We start from the raw sequence: 20,635 nt of genomic DNA on the forward strand, positions 1-20,635 counted from the left end.
GAGCGAAGCGAAGCAATCCATTGTCACCGAGCGCGCAGAACGATGGATTGCTTCGTCGCTTCAGCGCAAAATTGCTCTGCAATTTTGTCGCGAGCTCCTCGCAATGACGGGGCTACCTATCTCTATGGGACGAAGGGATAGGCTGCAGACGACCTGCCCTACGCCTTATCTTCGGTCGCCTGCAGCGCCACGGTGAGTGCCGCCTTGGTCTGCTCGACGATTTCGTCCAGCAACTCCTCGCGGCTGATCTGCGCGGACTCGCCGGTCAGCAGTCCCTGCTCGGCGAGCATCACGATGCCGTGCAGCCCGGCCCAGATCTTCAGCGCCTGCCGCTCGCGCAGCAGGCCGACCGCCGGCGCCTCGAACGACTCGATCAGCAGTGCCAGCGTTTCCATCGCCGCGGTGTGCAACTCGCTGCCCTTGGGCGCGCAGGCCATGGTGCGCGACGCGAACATCAGCCGGTAGATGCCGTGGCGCTCGAGCCCGAAGGCGAGCGCGGCCTGGGCAAAGCGCGACAGCTTCGAGCCCTTGCTCGACTGCTCGATCGCCTCGCGCATGATCACGTTGAACTGCCGGAATGCTTCCGCGGTCACCGCCTCCAGCAGCGCCTCGCGGTCGGCGAAATGCCGGTACGGCGCCGGCTGCGAGACGCCGAGCTGCTTGGCCAGCGCCTTGATGCTGATCGCCTCGGGACCACCGAGCTCGACCTCGCGTAACGCGGCCTGGATCAGGGCTTCGCGGAGGTCGCCATGGTGGTAGGTTTTGAACGGCTTACGAACGATTTGTCCCATTGCGGCAATGATCGCTGAATTTTCGCTTGACGCGCAAGCGCGACGATAATGTAATATACTATAACTTGGTGATCCGGTTAAGAGGCCGGCCGCCCAAGCAAGCCAAGAGCTTGCCTAAACAAGAACTTGCCTAAACAAGGCTTGCATAAACCGGAATGAGGAACCCGGCGCAACCCACAATGCGCCAGAGCCGAGGGAGGTGCTTGCATGTCCAAGCTCAGAATCCGCGTCGACCAGGACAAGTGCCAGGGTCACGCCCGCTGCAAATCACTCGCCCCCGAACTGTTCGAGCTCGACGAATACGGCAACGCCCATGAGGTCGGCGACGGGACGGTCCCGGCCGGGCTCGAGGACAAGGCCTGGCTCGCGCAGACCAATTGCCCGGAAATCGCGATCGAAGTCACCGAGGAATGACGGCCAGCCGGGGACGGCCGTGCGCCGCCCGTTGAGCCAACCAGCGTTTGATCGAACGAGAAGGAAACGAGCTGATGTCCGATTCCCCGTCCGCAAGCTATCTGCCCGAACATCCCCCGGTCTCCGACTGGGTCCATGATTTCGACCATACCGATCCGGTCTGGACCGACGACCCGTTCCCGATCTGGGAGACGCTGCGCGCGGCTTCGCCCGTCGTGCATACCGAGCGCTTCCTCGGCTGCTACATGCCGACCACCTATCAGGCGGTGAAGGAGATCGCCTACGACACCGAGCACTTCTCCTCGCGCCGCGTCATCGTGCGCGACATCCGCCCCGAGATCACCGCTCGCGCGCCGCCGATCACCTCCGATCCGCCGGAGCACAAGCCCGCCAAGCAGGTGCTGCTGCCGCCGTTCACGCCGGACGCGATGAAGCGGCTGGAGCCGCGGGTGCGCGCGATCTGCAACGAGCTGATCGACGAATTCATCGCCGATGGCCATTGCGACGCCGCCGCGCGCTACACCAAGCACATCCCAGTGCGCGCCATCGCCCATATGCTGGGAATTCCCGAGAAGGACGGCGACCTGTTCATCAAATGGATCCACCAGATCCTCGAGCTCGGCATCAAGAACGAAGACGAGCTGATGAACGGCGTGCGCGAGATGACCGGCTACTTCGTGGCCCATCTCGAGCAGCGCAAGCTCGAGCCGGGCGACGATCTGATCTCGCAGCTGCTGCGGGCCAAGGGCCCCGGCGGCCAGCCGCTCACAGACGAGCATGTGCTCGGCTCGCTGCGGCTGCTCTTGATCGCCGGCATCGACACCACCTGGAGCGCGATCGGCTCCTCGCTCTGGCACCTCGCCAAGACGCCGGCCGATCGCGAGCGCCTGATTGCGGAGCCGGCGCTGATCCCGACCGCGATCGAGGAATTCCTGCGCGCGTATTCGCCGGTGACGATGGCGCGCGAGGTGATGAAGGAGACCACGATCTCCGGCTGCCCTGTGAAGGCAGGCAACATGGTGCTGCTGTCCTTCCCCGCCGCCAATCGCGATCCCGCCATGTTCCCCGATGCCGACAAGGTGGTGATCGATCGCAAGGAGAACCGCCACGCCGCCTTCGGCCTCGGCATCCACCGCTGCGTCGGTTCCAACCTTGCGCGGATGGAGATGCAGGTCGCGATCGAGGAATGGCTGAAGCGAATCCCTGATTTCCGGCTCGATCCGGCCGGCAAGGTCACCTGGTCGGAAGGCACGGTCCGCGGCCCGCGTCAACTGCCCGTTCTGTTCGGCAACAACGCCTGAGGAACCCGACAGCGGTTACATCGCGTCACCCAATGAGGTAGCTTGCCCCGGAATCGAACCGACGAGTCCGGGAGCAATGCAATGACCGAACAAACCGCTCAGCCCGCGAGCGATCATCTCGACATCCACGATGTCGAGCGGCGGGTGAAGGCGATCTTCATCGGCTCGGTCGGCAATCTCGTCGAGTGGTACGATTTTTACGCTTACACGGCGTTTGCGCTGTATTTCGCGCCGGCGTTCTTCCCGCACAGCGACCCGGTGGTGCAGCAGCTCAATGCGGCCGTGCTGTTTGCCGCGACCTTCCTCATGCGCCCGCTCGGCGGCTGGCTGTTCGGCTTCATCGCCGACCGCTATGGCCGGCGGCTGTCATTAACCCTCTCGGTGGTCTGCATGTGCTTCGGCTCGCTGATCATCGCGGTGACGCCGACCTATGCCTCGATCGGCATCGCGGCCCCGGCGATCCTGGCGCTGGCCCGCGTGATCGAGGGCCTGAGCCTCGGCGGCGAATATGGCGCCAGCGCCACCTATCTCAGCGAGGTCGCCGATCCCAAGCACCGCGGCTTCTATTCCAGTTTCCAGTACGTCACGCTGATCGGCGGCCAGCTCACCGCGATCATCGTGCTGCTGTTGCTGCAAAAGGTGTTCCTGACGCCCGACGAGCTGAAGGCCTGGGGCTGGCGGATTCCGTTCGTGATCGGCGCCATGCTCGCGATCGTCGCGGCGGTGATGCGCCGCAGCCTGCATGAGACCGAGGCCTTCGAGGAGGCCAAGAAGGTTTCCAAACCGACCGGCTCGATCGTCGGCTTGTTGAACTATCCGCGCGAATTGCTGCTGGTGGTCGGCCTCACCGCCGGCGGCACCGCGGCGTTCTATACCTTCACCACCTACATGCAGACCTTCGTGAAGCTGTCGGTCGGCCTCACCGAGGACCAGACCACCTTCGTGATCTTCGGCTCGCTGATCTTCGCGACCATCCTGCAACCGATCTATGGCGGGCTCTCCGATAAGATCGGCCGCAAGCCGCTGCTGATCTTCTTCGGCATCGCCGGCACGCTCGGCACGATCCCGATCCTGACCGCGCTGAAGGATACCAAGTCGCCGTTCATGGCCTTCCTTCTGATCTGCGGCGCCTGGATCTTCGTCGCCGGCTACACCTCGATCAACGCGATCGTGAAGGCCGAGCTGTTTCCAACCAACGTCCGCGCGCTCGGCGTCGGCCTGCCCTACGCCATCACGGTGTCGATCTTCGGCGGCACCGCGCCGGCGGTCGCGCTCTATTTCAAGAGCATCGGGCATGAGGACTGGTTCTACTACTATCTCAGCGGCATGATTTTCCTGTCGCTGCTGATCTACTCGACGATGCGCGATACCAAGCGCGACTCCGCGATGCACCGCCACGAATGATCGCACGACGCCATGACCGACGATAACGAACCGCCCGAGAGCAAGCTGACGCGCAGCAAGCAGCGCTGGGCACGCGAAGGCAAATTCCTCACCGGCAAGGTCACCCGGCCGGAGGAGCAGCGCCTGCCGCCGGGCCAGCATCTGACGGCGGATTGGCCGGTGCTCGATCTCGGGCTGATGCCGAACATCTCCCAGGAGCGCTGGCGGCTCGACGTCTACGGCGCGGTCGAGCAGACCATCTACTGGACCTGGCAGCAGTTCATGGCGCAGCCGCAAACGCAATTCGTCTCCGACATCCACTGCGTCACGACCTGGTCGCGCTACGACAACCAGTGGGAAGGGCTCGCCACAAGCGACCTGCTCGCCGCCTGCCAGCCGCGCGAGGACGCGCGCTTCGTCGCGCTGCATTCCTATGACGGCTATACGACGAATCTGCCGATCGAGGACTTTGCCGCCGAGGACGCGCTGCTCGCCCATAGCTGGTCGGGCAAGCCGCTGGAGCAGGAGCATGGCGGCCCGGTGCGGTTCGTGGTGCCGCATCTGTATTTCTGGAAGAGCGCGAAGTGGCTGCAGCGCATCGAATTCCTCACCGAGGACGCGCCCGGCTTCTGGGAGGTCCGTGGCTATCACAATCGCGGTGATCCCTGGGCCGAACAGCGCTATTCTGGCGACTGACACACCAACAAGATGATGGAGCCTGCCCGTGCCGCACGAACGCTTTCAATTCACCGGTGTTGGCGGCCATCAGCTGGCCGCCGCGCTTGACACGCCCGACGGGCCGATCAAGGCCTATGCGCTGTTCGCGCACTGCTTCACCTGCGGCAAGGACGTGCTGGCCGCAAAGCGCATCGCGGTCGCGCTCGCGGCCAAGGGCATCGCCACGCTGCGCTTCGACTTCACCGGCCTCGGCTCCAGCGAGGGCGAGTTCGCCAACTCGACCTTCTCGTCGAACGTCGCCGATCTCGTCCGCGCCGCCGACCATCTGCGCGAGATGCGCACAGCACCCGCGATCCTGATCGGCCACAGCCTGGGCGGCGCCGCGATCCTCGCCGCCGCGGGTCAAATCCCCGAGGCCAAGGCGGTCGCGACCATCGCCGCGCCGTCAGATCCCGTCCATGTCACGCATTTCTTCAGAGACCGGATCGAGGACATTCGCACGCAGGGCGAAGGCGAAGTCTCGCTCGCGGGCCGCCCGTTCCGCATCAAGCGCGAATTCCTCGACGACGTCGCCGAGCAGAAGTTGATGGCGCAGGTGAAGCAGCTGCACAAGGCGCTGCTGATCATGCATTCGCCGACCGACGACACCGTCGGCATCGACAACGCCACGCACATCTTCAGCGCCGCCAGGCACCCCAAGAGCTTCGTCTCGCTGGCCGAGGCCGACCATCTCTTGAGCGGCAAACAGGATGCCGACTATGTCGCCGACGTGATCGGCGCCTGGGCCGAACGCTACATCGATATCGCGCCGCAGCCGGCGGCGGATACCGGCACTGCGCCGCGCAACGTCGTGGTGCAGGAGACCCGCGCCGGCAAGTTTCAGCAGATCATCACGGCAGGCCCGCATCGCATGCTGGCCGACGAGCCGATCGCCGTCGGCGGTCAGGATTCCGGCCCCGGGCCGTACGACTTCGTGCTGGCCGGGCTAGGCGCCTGCACCTCGATGACGATGCGGATGTATGCCGACCGCAAGTCGCTGCCGCTCGGTCGCGTCACCGTAACGCTGACGCACAGCAAGATCTACGCGAAGGATTGCGAGGAGTGCGAGACGCGCGAAGGCATGCTCGACCAGATCGACCGCGTCATCAGGATCGAGGGCGACCTCGACGCCGACCAGCGCAAGCGGCTGATGGAGATCGCCGACAAGTGCCCGGTGCACAAGACGCTGACGTCGGAGGTGCGGATCGTCACCAAGGCCGCGGAGTAAGCCTGCGACACAGCGAGACGGGTCGTGCCGTAGCAGCATCTGGGCGGCGTCCCTCTCCCGCACGAGGGCCGTCGCAGGGGCGTGCTAAAAAATATCGAAAACAACCCCATGCAAAGGTGCCGGCGGCCGCCGGCGCTCGACAAGGCAACTTGACACGTCGGGCAACTCAGGGATATCTTCCATTATTCCGAAATCGTGCGAGCGTCCCTTTGCCCGCGCGCCGCGCGCTTGCCGGTCAGGCAGTTCGCCATGATCCGCACCGCGGCGCCGATCTCGTTCTCGCGCCAGGCGGCGAAGCCGAGCAACAGGCCGTGGTCGCGCGGCCGCTCCAGCGCGAGGCTCGACAGTGCGCGCACCTCGACGCCGGCGACCACCAGGCGCGTCACAGCATCCCGGTCCGCACGGCCATCCTTGAAACGGGCAATCAGCTGCATGCCGCCCGGCGGCACCTCGGCGGTGAGCACCTCGCCGAGCTGCCGCGCCAGCGCCGCCGCGAGGTGATCGCGGCGCGCGCGATAGATCCGCCGCATCCGCCTGACATGCGCCAGGAAATACCCGTCGGCCATGAAGCCGGCCAGCGCCTCCTGGACATGCACGGAGGCGATCAGCCCGAGATGGCGCTGCGCGATCTCCATCGTCCGCGCCAGTGATGGCGGCACCACCAGATAGCCGATGCGGATATCGGCGGTCATCGCCTTGGCGAAGGTGCCAAGATAGAGCACGCGTCCCTCGCGATCGAGCCCCTGCAGCGCCGGCATCGGGCGACTGTCATAGTGAAACTCGCCGTCGTAATCGTCCTCGACGATCCAGGTCTTGCCGGGCTCGGCAGAAGCCAACAGCTCGGTGCGGCGCGCGACCGGCATCACGCGCCCTGTGGGGTGCTGATGCGAGGGCGTGGTGAAGATCAGCTTCGGCGCGCGCGTCGCGCGCGTCCGCATCATGCCCCATTGATCGAGGCTGACACCGACGACGTTTGCACCGGCGGCACGAAACGCCGCCGCCGCACCGGGATAGCCGGGATCCTCGGTCCACACCGCATCGCCGGCGACGATGGTGGTCGCGGCGATCAGCGTCAGCGCCGCCTGCGCCGTCGGCAGCACCAGGATCTGATCGGCCTCGGCGCGCACGCCGCGGCTGACTTCGAGATAATCGCGCAAGGCCTCGCGCAGGCTCGGCCGGTTGACCACGGTCTGGTCATTGAAGCGGCGGCGCAATGCGCTGCGACGCAGGCAGCGCGCCCAGATCTCGTGCGGAAACTCCCGTGCATCCGCAAGCCCGGGACGCAGCGGCCGGAAATCGGCCTGGTAGGACAGCGGCCAATCCGTATCGGAGAGCTGCAACGCCCAAGGCGACAGCAGCGGCTTGCGGGCGGCATCACGGCGTGGCGCGGGCAGAGCCTTGGCGAAGCGCGCCTCGATATCGTCGGTCACAACCGGCCGCCGCCGCGCCGCGACCCGCAGATACCCTTCGGCGACGAGCTGCTCATAGGCATGCGTCACGGTGTTGCGCGCCACGTCGAGCTCGGCCGCAAGGCTGCGGCTCGATGGCAGCATGGCGCCGCTCCTGATCCGGCCGCTCGCCATCAGCGCGCGCAGCTGCTGGGTCAACTGCGCGGCCAGCCCGGCATCGTCCGATCGCTTCAGCGCGAGCAATTCGGCGAGGATCAATCTGGCTCCACTATTCTACCAAATCTGGCTCTTTCGAGAGAGCCAGCATGATCCTATTCACAAGCGGTATTGCCTGCAAGGATCCTGCCGTGAACCAGTCACTCTCCCCCGCCAAGGCCGCCGCCCTGTTCATCGTCGTGGTGCTGGCCTGGGGCATCAACTGGTCGGTCACGAAATCGCTGGTCGAGGCGGTGCCGCCGCTGTGGACCGCATCGATCCGCAGCTGGGTCGCCCTGATCGCGCTGCTGGTGATCCTGCGCGCCAGCGGCAATTTGATCATTCCGCGGATCGCCGATGTCCCGGTCGTGCTCAGCGTGGCGCTGCTGCACATGACGTTTTTCTCGACGCTGGTCGCCGCCGGCCTGCGCTATCTCCCGGCCAGCAAGGGCGTCGTGCTCGGCTACACCACGCCGCTCTGGGTCGCGCTTGCCGCGGCCGCCGCGCGCACCGAACGGCTCGGGACGCTCAAGCTTGTCGGCGTCGCGCTGGGACTCGCCGGGCTCGGCGTGATCCTCAACCCGGCGTCGCTGGACTGGAGCAATCTGCATGTCCTCGCCGGCGCCGGCATGATCATCATCGCCGCGATCTGCTGGGCCGCGAACATCATCTATATCCGCTCGCACCGCTGGATCGCGACGCCGCTGCAATTGCTGCTGTGGCAGGTGCTGGTCGCGACGCTGGTGCTGACGATGTCGGCGCTCGTCACCGAAGGCGTGCCCGAGGTGAAATGGTCGCCACACCTCCTGCTGCTGTTCCTCTATTCCGGCTTCATCGGTACGGCGTTGGCCTATTGGGCGATGTCCATGGTCAACAAGAGCCTGCCGGCACTGACCACCTCGCTCGGCACCACGGCGACGCCGATCGTCGGTATCGTGACCGCAGCCCTCTTGCTCGGCGAGCCGATCGATCTCTCGCTGGCGATTGCCGCGGCCCTGATCGTCGGTGGGATCGCGCTGAGCTCGCTCGCGGATGCGCCGTCGCGTGCGTAATTAGGACCTGTGCTCATAGATTCGTCACGTCCGCTTCGGTCTCGGAAGCTGACGTCGAAACCGACGCGCTGCATGTCGGCCTTGGGCCACAAGCGGTCCTCAACAGGACGAATGTCGCGCAGCCGGCTTCCCTTTGTAAGCCATTTCACACAGTAGCGAAGCGCCGCCCATTATGATTACTTGAGGGACTGCCCCCAAAACGGGAGGTCGAGATGCCAACGTCATCTCACCTTTTGCGATGGTCGACCGAGATGCTGCCGGAGCGCGTGCGGTTCTCCACGTTCCGTGAGGAGTTTGCGCGGCTGAACCTCGCGTTGGACGTGATAGACCACAGCGGTGGCCGCCCACGTATCGACGTCACCTGCTTGTCGCTCGGTGCGGTTGGCGTTTGTAGCCTTGTCACGACGCCGGTGGAGTTTATTCGTCACAAACACCACCTCAAGGATAGCCGTGAGCAATTCGGACTGAACCTCGTCGAGGCTGGACCGGTCCAATTTGCAAATGCTGGCCAAGAGTATGGCTATGACGTCGGCTCCGCTTGTTTGGTCGATCGGGGAAGGACGCTGCGAGTATTTGGGCCGCGTGGGGGGAGCGTCAAATTCGTAACCGTGCAGGCTGCCGCCCTTAGGTCTCTGGTGGCCAACCCGGAAGACCTATCAGGTCGGCCAGTGCGTTCCGGACCGGCGCTGAGACTTCTCAACCGCTACCTGCGGTCGCTCGCATCCTTCAAAGAACCTCCGTCATCAGAGCTAGCCGCCACCGTCGGCGTACATCTCCTCGATCTTGTCGCCGCGACGCTCGGGCCGACCGACCAAGCAACAGACATCATTACGGAGCGCGGTGTGAAGGCAGCAAAGCTGCAGGCGATCCTAGCGGAAGTCGCGAGACGCTACAGCGATCCCAATTTCGATTTGAACAAGGTCGCTGGGGCGATCGGCATGTCGCGGCGATACGTGCAAAAATTGCTCGAGGAGGGGACCGGAAAGTCTTTCACCGAGCATCTTGCAGGACGCCGGCTCGAGCGTGCCTTCGCGATGTTGACTGACCCGCACCATCTGCATTTGGCCATCATCGAGATCGCGTATGCAGTCGGCTTTGGTGACGTTTCTAATTTCAATCGCACGTTCCGCCGGCACTTCGGCGAGACGCCCTCAGGTGTGCGCGCCGCATCGACCATGCGGGAGCAGAAGTGATCCTGCGGCTCCTTACCAGTGCGCCGACGATGCCGCAGAATGCGAGTATTTGCGGGCTTCGCGAACACCCTTTCTTTAACATCATCGCCAAGAGGCGCATACCGACATCGCAGGGAATGAGCGCTAGACATGCAGACCGTCAGCTTAGGGCTAGCAGGCAACATCGAAATGAATTAGGCCGCCAACTGAGGCGGCCTAGTCATGTGACCAAAGTTGGTAGTCACTTCTCAACTTCCACGATGTATCGCCGTATCGTTTTCGCGGTTTTCGCGCCCTCAGGTGCAAGGTCCTTCCAGACCTTGGACTGGAAAAATGCTATGGCGGCATCTGCGCTACCCCACTCGGTCATGGCCACACTGATTGGAGCAGGCCCGCCCTCCGCGTGGAAAACTCTGCCTTTCAAAGTCCCCATTGAGCGGCCACCGGCCTCGGCCAGTGCCCTTCTCGCTGCCTCGATATAAGCGGGCGAAACAGTTGCACCAGCAATTGGTTCGATCTCACCGATACTGTAGGCCTTCAGCTTGGTTTGAGCGTGCAAACCTTGGAACGCGAACCCGCCGATTGCGATGCCGCTGAGCAGTGACAATGCCATCAAGTATTGAGTTCTCATGATTTCCTCCAGCTTGCCGATAACCGGCCGGGCGAGAGTAGGGTGAGAGGCAGCCGCACTCAACTTCGATAAAAGCGCGAGGGACTTCCGGTTACCCTCGAAGAGCCAACCTCTCGGGAGTCATGCAGACCATCAGCTTAGGGCCATCCCGGACTCATGCGTGCGATGACCATCCTACTCGATCACCTCGTCGGCATTGGCAGGCAACGCACGAGAATGATGAGCCGGAGCACGCTGCGGTGGTGAGATTGAATGCAAAGACATCTCAACGTATTGGCTCGATCCATTGGGCGCGCGACGGCCCCGGCTCAAAGGGATCACCGAAGTACTGGGTTTCACGAACGACCTTCCCGCCTCTGAATTCCATGATGCTCACCGTGTAAGATGGCAAGCCGTCGTATGTGAGGACAAATTCAGTAACCCAAAGGTCGGCAGCGCCGAGTATGCGTCGCACCGTAAAGCGCTTCTTGTTCGGCTGCGCAAAACGAGACGCTTGAATACTGCGTCGACCGCGGATTCTCTCCCCGGATTGAGGGTACTCAAGCACGGCATCATCACGGTAAATCTCATGCTCCGCCTCGAAGTCATTTGCATCTGAGGCTGCCCAGTGATGATCCAAAGCCGCTCGAATGGTTTGATCTTCATTCATTCTCTTCCCTCGCGTCGCAATGCTGCATATTATCTCCAAAACGGAGCATCGGCACGAACGGAATGTCTGCTGAGGGGCCATAAGCCGCCGATAACTACCGAACCGGGCAACTTCCGCTTTATGACGGGAAGCCGACGGTTATGAGTACACGCCTAGGCCGTCGCAAGCGGCCTGACCCGCAAGCTCCCGCGCAGGCCGGCGCCGGTGCCGAGCATGATGCCGGCGATCGCGATGAGGGACGACAGCGAGAGCGTCGACAGCCCAGTCAGCCCCTGCCCGACCGAGCAGCCGAACGCCATCACGCCGCCCGCGCCCATCAACGCGGCGCCGCTCGCCGAGCGCAGCATATGCTGCGGCGACCGGTAGCCTTCGAGCTGGAAGCGCCCGGTGGCGATGGCCGTGATCAGGCTGCCGGCGAACACGCCGAACACGGTGACGATGCCGAAATTGAGCGTCGAGCCGGTCGACAGCATGACGTATTGCAGGGCGTCGGCGATCGGCGCGATGAAGGTCAGCGACGTCACCGGCACCGGATTGAAATCATCGGCGCCGAGATAGCCGGTCGCGTACCAGCCTCCCGCCACCAGCAGGCCGACGATCAGGCCGGCCGCGATCTGGCCCGGCGACTTGCGGAATGGCGCATGTGCAAAGGCGAAAATAATCAAGACGGCTGCGAGAGCCGAGGCCGCCACCATCCGCGCCGGCACCGCGCCGAGGCCGATGTCCGCCAATAGCGCCGGCACCGAATTGGCTGACACTGTGGCCTGTGACGCCTGCACCATCGCGATCCGCGTTGGCGCGATCAGGCCCTTCAGCGTCATCTCGGCGAAAATGCCGAGCACGATCACGACCACGAAGGAGCGCAGATTGCCGCGCCCGAGCAGCACCAGCGCCCGCGAGCCGCAGCCATTCGACAGCACCATGCCGTAGCCGAACAGGAGCCCGCCGAGGAACATCACCGGCGCCGAGAAGGACGGTTGCAGATAGATCGACTTGCCGAGATCGACGAGGCCTGCCGCCGCCAACAGCTGCGAGGCCGCGATCGCGACGCCCATCGCCAGCGCATAGGTGCGCGCCAGGCGGCCGTCGCCCTCCGCCCACCAGCCGCGCAGGCCGCTCATCATGCAGAAGCCGCTGAGCAGCGCGACCGAGCCATAGATGAGGCCGATGGTCAGGGCGGCAATGATGACGATCGTGGCGGGGTCCATAATAGTCCTTCAATTACGTTCGTCATTGCGAGCGACGCGAAGCAATCCATACTATCACGCTGGAGAGAAATGGATTGCTTCGTCGCTTCGCTCCTCGCAATGACGGTGAACTAGGGTCGCAAAATCACGCGGTCGCGCGACGAGCCTGCCACGGCAACAAACGCCGCCTTGGCCTGTTCCAGCGGGTAGATCGCGCTCGGCTTGATCGGGAATGGCTTCAGATGTCCGCCGGCAAAGCCCGGCGCGAGCTCGCGCAACACCTCGCCGGTCGCAACCGACGACAGCGCAAGCGTGTCGATGCCGACATAGGTGTGCTGGCCGCGGTAGAATTCGAGGATGTTGAACTGCACGATGCGGTCGACCGCCGCGATCAGGATCTGGCGGCCGCGCAGCGCCAGCGACTTGTGCGCGGCCTGGAAATAGGGATCGCCGACCGTGTTGTAGACGATGTTGGCGCCCTTGCCGCCGGTCAGCTCGCGCACGCGAGCGGCGACGTCGGTGGTCGAGGCGTCGATCACCTCGACCGGCGAATTGCTGTGGCCTTCATAGGGCTCGCTCTTGCGCACCACGCCGATCACGCGCGCGCCGTGCCAGCTCGCGATCTGCACCGCGGCCTGCCCGACCTTGCCGTTGACGCCCATCACGAGCACGGTCTCGCCCGCCTTCGGCAGGCCGGCGCGGCGCAGGCCCTCCATCGCGGTGACGAAGGGCACGCCGATCCCGGCGGCTTCGTCCCAGGAAAAGCCCGCGGGTTTTTCCACCACGGCATCGCGCTCGACCACCAGATGCGTGGCATGGGTGCCGTCGCGGCGGATGCCGAGGTCGCCGGACGAGCCGAACACCTCACGCCCGATGAATTCAGCGGGACCATCGATTACGACACCGGCGTAGTCGCGGCCCGAGGTACGCGGGAATATGGCATAGGGCATCAGCCCGGTCGCGGCCTTGACGTCGGACGGATTGACCGCGGCGGCCCTCACCTCGATGAGCAGATCGTCCGCCGCGCGCGACAACGCAAGGGTCTCGACCGCTGGCGCCACCGCCGCCGCGTTCTCCGCCTTCGTCAGCAGGCGGACGCAGCGCGCGTCGACAGGATGACGGTTTGCTTGCGGGGCCGGCGGCATCAGCGTTCCAGTCTCGGTCATGGAGCGCGCCGCAAGGCACGCGGATGGTGGCGGCCGGATGGCCTCGGGCCATGACTAATCGACTGACCGATCAATTCAAGGGGCTTGTTGCGGCCGGCCGAGTCAGAGCTTCGGCGGCGGGGCCGTGCCCAGGATCGCCTCGATCGACAGGCCGAGCCCGAGCAGCCTTGCATCGCTGCCGACCGGACCGTCGAGCTCGAGCCCAACCGGCAGGCCATCGGACGTCATGCCGGCATAGAGCGACAGCCCGGGAAGGCCAGCATTGCTGCCGGGATCGGTGTTGCGGATCAAGGTGCCGAAGGTCGGCACCTGCGCGCCGCCATTGACCGACATCTCGCCGGATCCGTTGTTTTCGTCGATGACCGGTGCAGGCGCGATCGTGGTCGGAAACAGGATCGCATCCAGCCCGTTGTCCCTGATGTAGGTGGCATAGATCGCCTGCAGCACCGGCCGCTGCACTTTGATTGCATCATCATAGGCGGCACCGAAGGCGTCCGTAGTGATGGCACCGAATGCGCCGACGACATCAGGACTGGCGACGCCGGCCGCGATGTCGGACAGCGTGATCCCTTCAATCCCGGAGGCGGCGAGCCAGGCCGGGATATCGGCGATCGGCTCGTGCAACGCGACCACAAACGACACCTTGCCGTTCTGCTCAAACAGATCGGGCATGTCGACATCGACCAGCACCGCGCCGGCCGCCGAGAGCCGGGCGCAGGCTGCGCGGGCGACGGCTTCGACATCGCGATCGAGGCCGCTCCAGAAACAGGCGGGAATGCCGAGACGCACGCCGCGTAGCGGGATGCTCGTTGCCAGCGGCGTGCCTGTCATCACGGCATCGAGCAGCGCGACATCGGCGACGGTGCGTCCCATCGGGCCGACGGTGTCGCGGGTATGGCTGATCGGAACCACCTGGTTGTCATCGTGATAACGCCGCTCGGCGCCGCCATCGCCGACTGAAGGCCGAAGGCCCACGGTCCCGGTCAACGCCGCGGGCACGCGGGTCGAGCCGCCGGTGTCCGATCCGAGGCCACAGGTGGCGATGCGCGCGGCGATCGCCGCCGACGTTCCGCCGGACGACCCGCCCGGGATCCGGCTGGTGTCGTATGGATTCCGCACCGGTCCCGCGAACGGTGCGAGATTGGTACTGGTGATGCCGAAGGCAAGCTCGTGCAGATTGGTCTTGCCGATGACGACGGCACCCGCATCGAGCAGCTTTTGCAGCGACGGCGCATTGCGCGCAGGCCGCGCGTGTTGCAGCGCCGGCGTGCCGCCCGATGTCGGCAGTTCTGATGTGTTGATATTGTCCTTCACGACGATCGGAAGCCCGGCCAGCACGCCGGTCCGCGTCCCGGCATCGACCTCGCGCGCCGCGGCCAGCGCGCCGTCGCGGTTCAGCACGATGAAGGCGTTGAGGTGCTTGAGCCGCTCCGCACGATCGAGCGCGGCCTCGACGACACTGACCGCCGTTACCTTGCCGGCGCGGATATCAGCCAGGATCTCCGCAGCGGTCGTTTCATTGGTGTCGGCCATACCCTGCGCCCTGTTGAATTGCAGGGATTAGGCTATTCTTTCGGCCGCTTGTCGTAAACACGTTTCGCCTTGCCGAGCGAACGCTCCAGCGTCTCGGGCGCAACGACGCGGACGCGGGTGGAGATGCCGATCGTGTTCTTGATGAAGGCGGAGACCTTCTCGGCGTGTGCAGTCAGCCCCTCACCGTCCCAGCTCTCCGGCCGGGCTTCGGCGAGCACCGTCATCTCGTCCATGCGGCCCTCACGGGTCAGCTCGATGACAAAGTGACCGCCGCACCAGTCGGTCGCCAGCAGCGCTTCCTCGATCTGGGTCGGGAACACGTTGACGCCGCGCAGGATGATCATGTCGTCGGAGCGGCCGGTCACCTTCTCCATCCGCCGCATGCCGGGCCGCGCCGTGCCGTGCAACAGCCGCGTCAGGTCGCGGGTGCGGTAGCGGATGATCGGAAAGGCTTCCTTGGTCAGCGAGGTGAACACCAACTCGCCCTTCTCGCCGTCGGGCAGCACCTTGCCGGTCAGGGGATCGATCACCTCCGGATAGAAGTGGTCCTCCCAGATGTGCAGGCCATCCTTGGTCTCCACGCATTCCTGCGCGACGCCGGGACCGATCACCTCCGACAAGCCATAGATGTCGGTGGCGTCCATGTCGAACGCCTGCTCGATCTCGACGCGCATCGCATTGGTCCAGGGCTCGGCGCCGAAGATGCCGAACTTGAGCGACGATTTGCGCGGGTCGAGGCCCTGTCGCTTGAACTCGTCGAGGATCGCCAGCATGTAGCTCGGCGTCACCGTGATGATGTCGGGCCGGAAATCATTGATGAGCTGCACCTGCCGCTCGGTCATGCCGCCCGAGATCGGGATCACCGTGCAACCCAGCCGCTCGGCGCCGTAATGCGCACCGAGGCCGCCGGTGAACAGGCCATAGCCATAGGCGTTGTGCATCAGCATGCCGGTGCGGCCGCCGGCGGCGCGGATCGAGCGCGCCATCACGTCCGCCCAGGTGTCGATGTCGGCTTTGGTGTAGCCGACCACGATCGGCTTGCCGGTCGTGCCCGAGGACGCATGGACCCGCACCAATTGTTCGCGCGGCACCGCGAACATGTTGAAGGGATAATTGTCGCGCAGATCCGTCTTCACCGTGAACGGAAATTTGGCGAGATCGGGAAGCTGCCTGAAGTCGGACGGCTGCACGCCGGCGGCATCGAACGCCTTCCTGTAGTGCGCGACATTGTCATAGGCATGCTTGAGCGACCAGGCCAGCCGCCTGGTCTGCAGCGCCATGATCTCGTCGCGCGAGGCGCGCTCGGCCGCATCGAGCTCGGCGTGATAACCGCTGTCCTTGACCTTGAGCTTTGCCGTTGCCATCGACGTTTCCCCTGAAGCCTTTATGCCTGGATGTCCGTGTCGGGCAGCCAGGTGCCCGCTATCACGCGCGAATGCCCGCGGAATTCGGCGATCACGCTGTCGCCGGAGGTCACGCTCACGTCGTAGATTCCCGAGCGGCCATTGCGCGAGATCTCGCGCGCGGTCGCCACCAGGCGGTCGCCAAGCTTGCCGGGCCGGATGAAAGTGACGTTGCCCTGCGCCGCCACCGCGCGATCGTTGCGGCTGTTGCAGGCAAAGGCGAAGGCTGAATCGGCCAGCGTGAAGATGTAGCCGCCATGACAGATGCGCTGGCCGTTGACCATGTGCGGCTGCACCGTCATCGCCATCACCGCCTGCCCTGGCCTGATCTCGACGAGCTCCATGCCGAGGCCCTTGCTGGCGTCGTCTTCCTTCCACATCGCGTCCGCGCAGGCGCGGGCAACGTCCTCGGGCGATAGCGTGGCCTTCACGTTCACATCGAACTCCCTGTGCGCGGGCCCGTTGCGGAGGGTCTCTTGTGCCGAACTTCAATTTCAAGCGCGACGCACGAGGCGTCAACGCTACTTCCGTCATTCCGGGGCGATGCGAAGCAGCGAACCCGGAATGACCACAATCTCAGACGTGGTCGTAGTCGACCACGACCTTCTCAGAGCACGGCTTGGCCTGACAGGTGAGGATGAACCCCGCCTTCAGCTCCCACGGCTCCAGCGAATAGTTCAGGTCCATCGGCGCCTCGCCTTCGACCAGCTTGGCGCGGCAGGTCGAGCACATGCCGCCCTTGCAGGCAAACGGCAGGTCCATGCCGGCGCGCAGCGCAGCGTCGAGGATCGACTCGCCGTCGGCCACCGGGACCTCGCGGCGCTTGCCGTCGATAATCAGCCCGGCAATCGCCTTCGGCGGCGCGCCGGCCGGAACGACGACCTTCGCCCGCGGCTTGCCGCCGAATTCCGACACGAAGCGTTCGACATGGATGCGCTCGTCGGCGATGCCGATCTCGCGGCAGGTGGCCTCGATGGTCTCGCTCATCGCGGCCGGACCGCAGACGAAGACGTGATCGACCGTCTCGGCCGGCACCAGCGAGCGCAGCAGCACCCGCACCTTCTCGCCGTCGAGCCGGCCGTGCAGGATCGGAATGTCCTGCTCCTCGCCCGAGATGACGTGGAATACCGAGAGCCGCTGCATGAAGCGGTCCTTCAGCTCCTCCAGCGCCTCGCGGAACATGACGCCCTCAGTCGAACGGTTGCCGTAGAACAGGAAGAAGCGGCTGTCCGGCTCGCGCGCCAGCACGCCCTTGATGATCGAGAGGATCGGCGTGATGCCGCTGCCGGCGGCGAAGCCGACATAGGTCCGCGCCTCGCCCGGCGCGTGGGCGACGCCGAAACGGCCGGTCGGCGTCATCACCTCGAGCTCGTCGCCGGTCTTCAATTCCTCGGCCGCCCAGTTCGAGAACGCGCCGCCGTCGACCTTCTTCACCGCGATGCGCAGCTCGCCGTCGTCGGGGCCGGAACAGATCGAATAGGAGCGGCGAACTTCCTCGCCGTCCATCGTGGTGCGCAGCGTCAGATACTGGCCCGGCGTGAAACGGTAGTCGCCTTGCAGATCGTCGGGGATCGCAAAGGTCATCGAGATCGCGTCCGACGCCTCGCGGCGCAGATCGCTGACGGACAGGCGGTGGAATCGTGGTGTCGACATGGTCAATGACACTTGAAGTAGTCGAAGGGTTCACGGCAGCTCCTGCAACGCCACAGCGCCTTGCAGGACGTCGAGCCGAATTCGGACAGCAGCTCGGTATCTCCCGAGCCACACTGCGGGCACGCGACCGCCTGCTCGCCGAACAGCGCGCGGCGCGAGGAGCCCGGCAGCGGCGGCGCGATGCCGTACTCCTTCAGCTTGCGGCGGCCGTCCTCGCTCATCCAGTCGGTGGTCCAGGCCGGCGACAGCACGGTGCGGACCTTCGGCCCATGAATGCCTTCACGCGCCAGAGCGAGCTCGATCTCGAGTGCGATCATGTTCATGGCGGGACAGCCGGAATAGGTCGGCGTGATCGCGACCTCGACATGACCGTCGTGGACCGCGACGTCGCGCAGCACGCCGAGATCGGCGATGGTCAGCACCGGGATCTCGGGATCGACCACCTGCGCGGCCGCGCTCCAGGCGCGCCGGCGCAGATCGGCATCGCTGAGCGCAACGGTCACCATGTTGCCCCCGGAAAGGTCCGCTGCATCGATTGCAGCTCGCTGAGGAGATGGCCGAGATGTTCGCTGTGGCTGCCGCTGCGGCCGCCCTGCTGCATCCAATCGCTCTTCGGCAGTGCCAGCGTCGCCTCGTTGATGATGCCGGTGACCGTCTTCCGCCAGCGCGGCTGCAGCGCCGCCGGGTCGATCGCAATGCCGGCATCGATCAGGCCGCGCTCGCCGTCGTCGATCGTGAACATCTCACCGGTATAGGCCCAGAGATCGTCGATCGCGTCCTGGGCGCGGCGATGGCTCTCCTCGGTGCCGTCGCCGAGCCGGACGATCCATTCCGACGAATGCCTGACATGATAGGCGCTCTCCTTCTCCGACTTCGCCGCGATCGCCGCGAGCGTCGGATCGGACGAGGCCATCATCGCGCGCCAGTAGAGATCGGCGAATGCCGCGTAGAAGAATTGCCGCACCATGGTGCGAGCAAAGTCGCCGTTCGGCTGCTCGACCAGCAGCAGGTTGCGATACTGCCGGACGTCGCGCAGATAGGCGAACTTGTCTTCGTCGTTGCCTCGGCCTTCGACCTTGGCCGCGTAGGTGTAGAGCTCACGAGCCTGGCCGAGCAGGTCGAGGCCCATATTGGCGAGCGCCATGTCCTCTTCCATGGCGGGCGCATGGCCGCACCATTCGGACAGCCGATGGCCGAGGATCAGCGCGTCGTCGGCGCGGCGCAGCGCGTAGAGCACCAGCGGCGTTTCGGAGACTTCGATGTTGGCGGTTGCCATGTTCTCTATTCCACCTGCATCCACTTGCTCGACGTCATCCTGAGGAGCCTGCGCAGCAGGCGTCTCGAAGGATGGCCGCGGTTACGATCGGGCGTCATGGTTCGAGACGGCGCTGCGCGCCTCCTCACCATGACGGGTGAAATTCACATGTGCCCGACTTCGTCGGGGACGTCGTAAAAGGTCGGGTGACGGTAGATCTTGGATTCCGCCGGCTCGAACATCATGCCCTTCTCGGACGGATCGGACGCGGTGATCGCGTTCGAGGGCACCACCCAGATCGACAATCCCTCGCCGCGGCGGGTGTAGATGTCGCGCGCGGCCTGCAGGGCGAGCGTCGCGTCGGCCGCGTGCAGCGAGCCGACATGCTTGTGCGCCAGGCCATTGCGGCTGCGGATGAAGACTTCCCAGAGCGGAACGTTCGGCGTGGCCATCTCGGCGCTCCCTTATTCTGCGGCTTGCGCGAGCTGGCGGCGCTTGCGCTTCTCGGCATAGGCCATCGCGGCTTCGCGCACCCAGGCACCCTCCTCATGCGCCTTGCGGCGCGCGGCGAGACGATCGCGGTTGCAGGGGCCGTTGCCTGCCAGCACCTGCTTGAACTCGTCCCAGTCGATCGGGCTGTGTTCCCAATTGCCGTTAGCGTTCTGCTTCATGCCGGGATCGGGGATCGTCAGGCCCAGGAATTCGGCCTGCGGGACGGTGGCGTCGATGAATTTCTGGCGCAGCTCGTCGTTGGAGAAGCGCTTGATCTTCCATTTGGTCGAGGTGTCGCTGTGCTGGCTGACCTGGTCCGGCGGACCGAACATCATCAGCACCGGCCACCACCAGCGATCGAGCGCGTTCTGCGCCATCGCCTTCTGCTCCGCGGTGCCGCGACACAGGGTCACCATAATCTCAAAACCCTGGCGCTGGTGGAACGACTCTTCCTTGCAGACGCGGATCATCGCGCGCGCATAGGGGCCGTAGGAGCAGCGGCACAGCGGGATCTGGTTCATGATCGCGGCGCCGTCGACCAGCCAGCCGATGGTGCCGATGTCGGCCCAGGTCAGCGTCGGATAATTGAAGATCGAGGAATATTTCGCCTTGCCCGATAGCATCGCATCGACCAGCTCCTCGCGCGAGGTGCCGAGCGTCTCGGCGGCGGCGTAGAGATAGAGGCCGTGGCCGCATTCGTCCTGCACCTTGGCGAGCAGCGCGGCCTTGCGGCGCAGCGACGGCGCGCGGGTGATCCAGTTGCCCTCGGGGAGCATGCCGACGATTTCGGAATGGGCGTGCTGGGAAATCTGCCGCGTCAGCGTCTTGCGGTAGGCGGCGGGCATCCAGTCGTTCGGCTCGATGCGCTCGTCGGCATCGATGCGGGCCTGGAACTGACTGGCACGGGCGACATCCTCGACGCCGCGATCGTCGCCGTCGGGTGAGTTGAGCGCCTGCGTGTACATGGCCGACCTCCCAATGTGTTGTTAGGCAGGAATATATAA

The 20,635-nt window shown here is 64.9% G+C and carries 21 protein-coding genes; 7 read left to right on the forward strand and 14 right to left on the reverse strand.

Annotation, left to right across the window (positions count from 1 at the left end):
* Positions 1 to 158: 158 nt before the first annotated feature.
* On the reverse strand, positions 159 to 791 hold the full coding sequence (locus J2R80_RS37355) for a TetR/AcrR family transcriptional regulator (RefSeq protein WP_076827173.1): 633 nt from the start codon (positions 789 to 791) through the stop codon (positions 159 to 161).
* A gap of 207 nt (positions 792 to 998) precedes the next feature.
* On the opposite strand from J2R80_RS37355, the gene J2R80_RS37360 reads away from it, so the two are divergent.
* The 5 genes from J2R80_RS37360 to J2R80_RS37380 all read left to right on the forward strand — a co-directional run bounded on the left by J2R80_RS37360 (position 999) and on the right by J2R80_RS37380 (position 5,834).
* Complete coding sequence (locus J2R80_RS37360) at positions 999 to 1,205, forward strand: ferredoxin (protein WP_016842874.1); 207 nt, start codon at positions 999 to 1,001, stop codon at positions 1,203 to 1,205.
* Between the two features lie 74 nt (positions 1,206 to 1,279).
* Positions 1,280 to 2,506, forward strand: a complete 1,227-nt coding sequence (locus tag J2R80_RS37365) for a cytochrome P450 (RefSeq protein WP_141340861.1) — start codon at positions 1,280 to 1,282, stop codon at positions 2,504 to 2,506.
* Between the two features lie 81 nt (positions 2,507 to 2,587).
* Positions 2,588 to 3,910 (forward strand): MFS transporter, encoded by a 1,323-nt coding sequence (locus J2R80_RS37370; protein WP_076827170.1) that lies wholly within the window; start codon positions 2,588 to 2,590, stop codon positions 3,908 to 3,910.
* A gap of 12 nt (positions 3,911 to 3,922) precedes the next feature.
* Positions 3,923 to 4,585, forward strand: a complete 663-nt coding sequence (locus J2R80_RS37375) for a sulfite oxidase-like oxidoreductase (RefSeq protein WP_076827168.1) — start codon at positions 3,923 to 3,925, stop codon at positions 4,583 to 4,585.
* 28 nt (positions 4,586 to 4,613) lie between these two features.
* Positions 4,614 to 5,834: a bifunctional alpha/beta hydrolase/OsmC family protein gene (locus tag J2R80_RS37380; RefSeq protein WP_253587430.1), complete on the forward strand. Its 1,221-nt coding sequence runs from the start codon at positions 4,614 to 4,616 to the stop codon at positions 5,832 to 5,834.
* A gap of 182 nt (positions 5,835 to 6,016) precedes the next feature.
* On the opposite strand, the gene J2R80_RS37385 is transcribed toward J2R80_RS37380, so the two are convergent.
* The gene (locus J2R80_RS37385) at positions 6,017 to 7,501 is read right to left on the reverse strand and encodes a PLP-dependent aminotransferase family protein (RefSeq protein WP_082653809.1); all 1,485 of its coding nucleotides are present in this window, start codon (positions 7,499 to 7,501) and stop codon (positions 6,017 to 6,019) included.
* 47 nt (positions 7,502 to 7,548) lie between these two features.
* Between J2R80_RS37385 and J2R80_RS37390 the strand changes: the two genes are divergently transcribed.
* Both J2R80_RS37390 and J2R80_RS37395 read left to right on the forward strand, forming a co-directional pair.
* Positions 7,549 to 8,490 (forward strand): DMT family transporter, encoded by a 942-nt coding sequence (locus tag J2R80_RS37390; protein ID WP_076827162.1) that lies wholly within the window; start codon positions 7,549 to 7,551, stop codon positions 8,488 to 8,490.
* Positions 8,491 to 8,702: 212 nt separating this feature from the next.
* A complete protein-coding gene (locus tag J2R80_RS37395; RefSeq protein WP_253640339.1) occupies positions 8,703 to 9,683 on the forward strand; it encodes an AraC family transcriptional regulator in 981 nt (326 codons plus the stop codon).
* Positions 9,684 to 9,903: 220 nt separating this feature from the next.
* Here the strand turns inward: J2R80_RS37395 and J2R80_RS37400 are convergent, their stop codons facing one another.
* The 12 genes from J2R80_RS37400 to paaA all read right to left on the reverse strand — a co-directional run bounded on the left by J2R80_RS37400 (position 9,904) and on the right by paaA (position 20,596).
* A complete protein-coding gene (locus J2R80_RS37400; protein WP_253640340.1) occupies positions 9,904 to 10,293 on the reverse strand; it encodes a DUF1330 domain-containing protein in 390 nt (129 codons plus the stop codon).
* Positions 10,294 to 10,558: 265 nt separating this feature from the next.
* A complete protein-coding gene (locus J2R80_RS37405; RefSeq protein WP_253640341.1) occupies positions 10,559 to 10,942 on the reverse strand; it encodes a nuclear transport factor 2 family protein in 384 nt (127 codons plus the stop codon).
* A gap of 152 nt (positions 10,943 to 11,094) precedes the next feature.
* Complete coding sequence (locus J2R80_RS37410) at positions 11,095 to 12,150, reverse strand: YeeE/YedE family protein (RefSeq protein WP_253640342.1); 1,056 nt, start codon at positions 12,148 to 12,150, stop codon at positions 11,095 to 11,097.
* Between the two features lie 110 nt (positions 12,151 to 12,260).
* Positions 12,261 to 13,295 (reverse strand): zinc-binding alcohol dehydrogenase family protein, encoded by a 1,035-nt coding sequence (locus J2R80_RS37415; protein WP_371852123.1) that lies wholly within the window; start codon positions 13,293 to 13,295, stop codon positions 12,261 to 12,263.
* A 102-nt stretch (positions 13,296 to 13,397) separates the two neighbouring features.
* Positions 13,398 to 14,828 carry an indoleacetamide hydrolase gene (iaaH, locus tag J2R80_RS37420; RefSeq protein ID WP_057017629.1) on the reverse strand — a complete coding sequence of 477 codons (1,431 nt, stop codon included), beginning with the start codon at positions 14,826 to 14,828 and terminating at the stop codon, positions 13,398 to 13,400.
* A gap of 32 nt (positions 14,829 to 14,860) precedes the next feature.
* Entirely contained in the window at positions 14,861 to 16,192 is a 1,332-nt protein-coding gene (gene paaK, locus J2R80_RS37425; protein WP_057017628.1) for a phenylacetate--CoA ligase PaaK, read from the reverse strand.
* Positions 16,193 to 16,212: 20 nt separating this feature from the next.
* Positions 16,213 to 16,668 (reverse strand): hydroxyphenylacetyl-CoA thioesterase PaaI, encoded by a 456-nt coding sequence (gene paaI, locus J2R80_RS37430; protein WP_076827156.1) that lies wholly within the window; start codon positions 16,666 to 16,668, stop codon positions 16,213 to 16,215.
* 139 nt (positions 16,669 to 16,807) lie between these two features.
* Complete coding sequence (paaE, locus tag J2R80_RS37435; RefSeq protein ID WP_253640343.1) at positions 16,808 to 17,884, reverse strand: 1,2-phenylacetyl-CoA epoxidase subunit PaaE; 1,077 nt, start codon at positions 17,882 to 17,884, stop codon at positions 16,808 to 16,810.
* Between the two features lie 2 nt (positions 17,885 to 17,886).
* Positions 17,887 to 18,390: a 1,2-phenylacetyl-CoA epoxidase subunit PaaD gene (gene paaD, locus J2R80_RS37440; protein WP_229190392.1), complete on the reverse strand. Its 504-nt coding sequence runs from the start codon at positions 18,388 to 18,390 to the stop codon at positions 17,887 to 17,889.
* Positions 18,384 to 19,160: a 1,2-phenylacetyl-CoA epoxidase subunit PaaC gene (gene paaC / locus J2R80_RS37445; RefSeq protein WP_253640344.1), complete on the reverse strand. Its 777-nt coding sequence runs from the start codon at positions 19,158 to 19,160 to the stop codon at positions 18,384 to 18,386. The genes paaD and paaC overlap by 7 nt, the downstream gene beginning before the upstream one ends.
* Positions 19,161 to 19,303: 143 nt before the next feature.
* On the reverse strand, positions 19,304 to 19,591 hold the full coding sequence (gene paaB, locus J2R80_RS37450; RefSeq protein ID WP_016842890.1) for a 1,2-phenylacetyl-CoA epoxidase subunit PaaB: 288 nt from the start codon (positions 19,589 to 19,591) through the stop codon (positions 19,304 to 19,306).
* A gap of 12 nt (positions 19,592 to 19,603) precedes the next feature.
* Positions 19,604 to 20,596, reverse strand: coding sequence for a 1,2-phenylacetyl-CoA epoxidase subunit PaaA (gene paaA / locus J2R80_RS37455; RefSeq protein ID WP_253587438.1), 993 nt, complete (start codon positions 20,594 to 20,596; stop codon positions 19,604 to 19,606).
* Between the last annotated feature and the right edge of the window lie 39 nt (positions 20,597 to 20,635).

Origin of the sequence: Bradyrhizobium sp. USDA 4541 (genome assembly GCF_024171085.1) — a bacterium.
Lineage (GTDB): Bacteria > Pseudomonadota > Alphaproteobacteria > Rhizobiales > Xanthobacteraceae > Bradyrhizobium > Bradyrhizobium australafricanum.

Coding starts and splice junctions, on each gene's coding strand:
- J2R80_RS37355 (WP_076827173.1), bottom strand. CDS start 791: ATGGGACAAATCGTTCGTAAGCCGTTCAAAACCTACCACCATGGCGAC.
- J2R80_RS37360 (WP_016842874.1), top strand. CDS start 999: ATGTCCAAGCTCAGAATCCGCGTCGACCAGGACAAGTGCCAGGGTCAC.
- J2R80_RS37365 (WP_141340861.1), top strand. CDS start 1,280: ATGTCCGATTCCCCGTCCGCAAGCTATCTGCCCGAACATCCCCCGGTC.
- J2R80_RS37370 (WP_076827170.1), top strand. CDS start 2,588: ATGACCGAACAAACCGCTCAGCCCGCGAGCGATCATCTCGACATCCAC.
- J2R80_RS37375 (WP_076827168.1), top strand. CDS start 3,923: ATGACCGACGATAACGAACCGCCCGAGAGCAAGCTGACGCGCAGCAAG.
- J2R80_RS37390 (WP_076827162.1), top strand. CDS start 7,549: ATGATCCTATTCACAAGCGGTATTGCCTGCAAGGATCCTGCCGTGAAC.
- J2R80_RS37395 (WP_253640339.1), top strand. CDS start 8,703: ATGCCAACGTCATCTCACCTTTTGCGATGGTCGACCGAGATGCTGCCG.
- J2R80_RS37400 (WP_253640340.1), bottom strand. CDS start 10,293: ATGAGAACTCAATACTTGATGGCATTGTCACTGCTCAGCGGCATCGCA.
- J2R80_RS37405 (WP_253640341.1), bottom strand. CDS start 10,942: ATGAATGAAGATCAAACCATTCGAGCGGCTTTGGATCATCACTGGGCA.
- J2R80_RS37410 (WP_253640342.1), bottom strand. CDS start 12,150: ATGGACCCCGCCACGATCGTCATCATTGCCGCCCTGACCATCGGCCTC.
- J2R80_RS37415 (WP_371852123.1), bottom strand. CDS start 13,295: ATGACCGAGACTGGAACGCTGATGCCGCCGGCCCCGCAAGCAAACCGT.
- iaaH (WP_057017629.1), bottom strand. CDS start 14,828: ATGGCCGACACCAATGAAACGACCGCTGCGGAGATCCTGGCTGATATC.
- paaK (WP_057017628.1), bottom strand. CDS start 16,192: ATGGCAACGGCAAAGCTCAAGGTCAAGGACAGCGGTTATCACGCCGAG.
- paaE (WP_253640343.1), bottom strand. CDS start 17,884: ATGTCGACACCACGATTCCACCGCCTGTCCGTCAGCGATCTGCGCCGC.
- paaD (WP_229190392.1), bottom strand. CDS start 18,390: ATGGTGACCGTTGCGCTCAGCGATGCCGATCTGCGCCGGCGCGCCTGG.
- paaC (WP_253640344.1), bottom strand. CDS start 19,160: ATGGCAACCGCCAACATCGAAGTCTCCGAAACGCCGCTGGTGCTCTAC.
- paaB (WP_016842890.1), bottom strand. CDS start 19,591: ATGGCCACGCCGAACGTTCCGCTCTGGGAAGTCTTCATCCGCAGCCGC.
- paaA (WP_253587438.1), bottom strand. CDS start 20,596: ATGTACACGCAGGCGCTCAACTCACCCGACGGCGACGATCGCGGCGTC.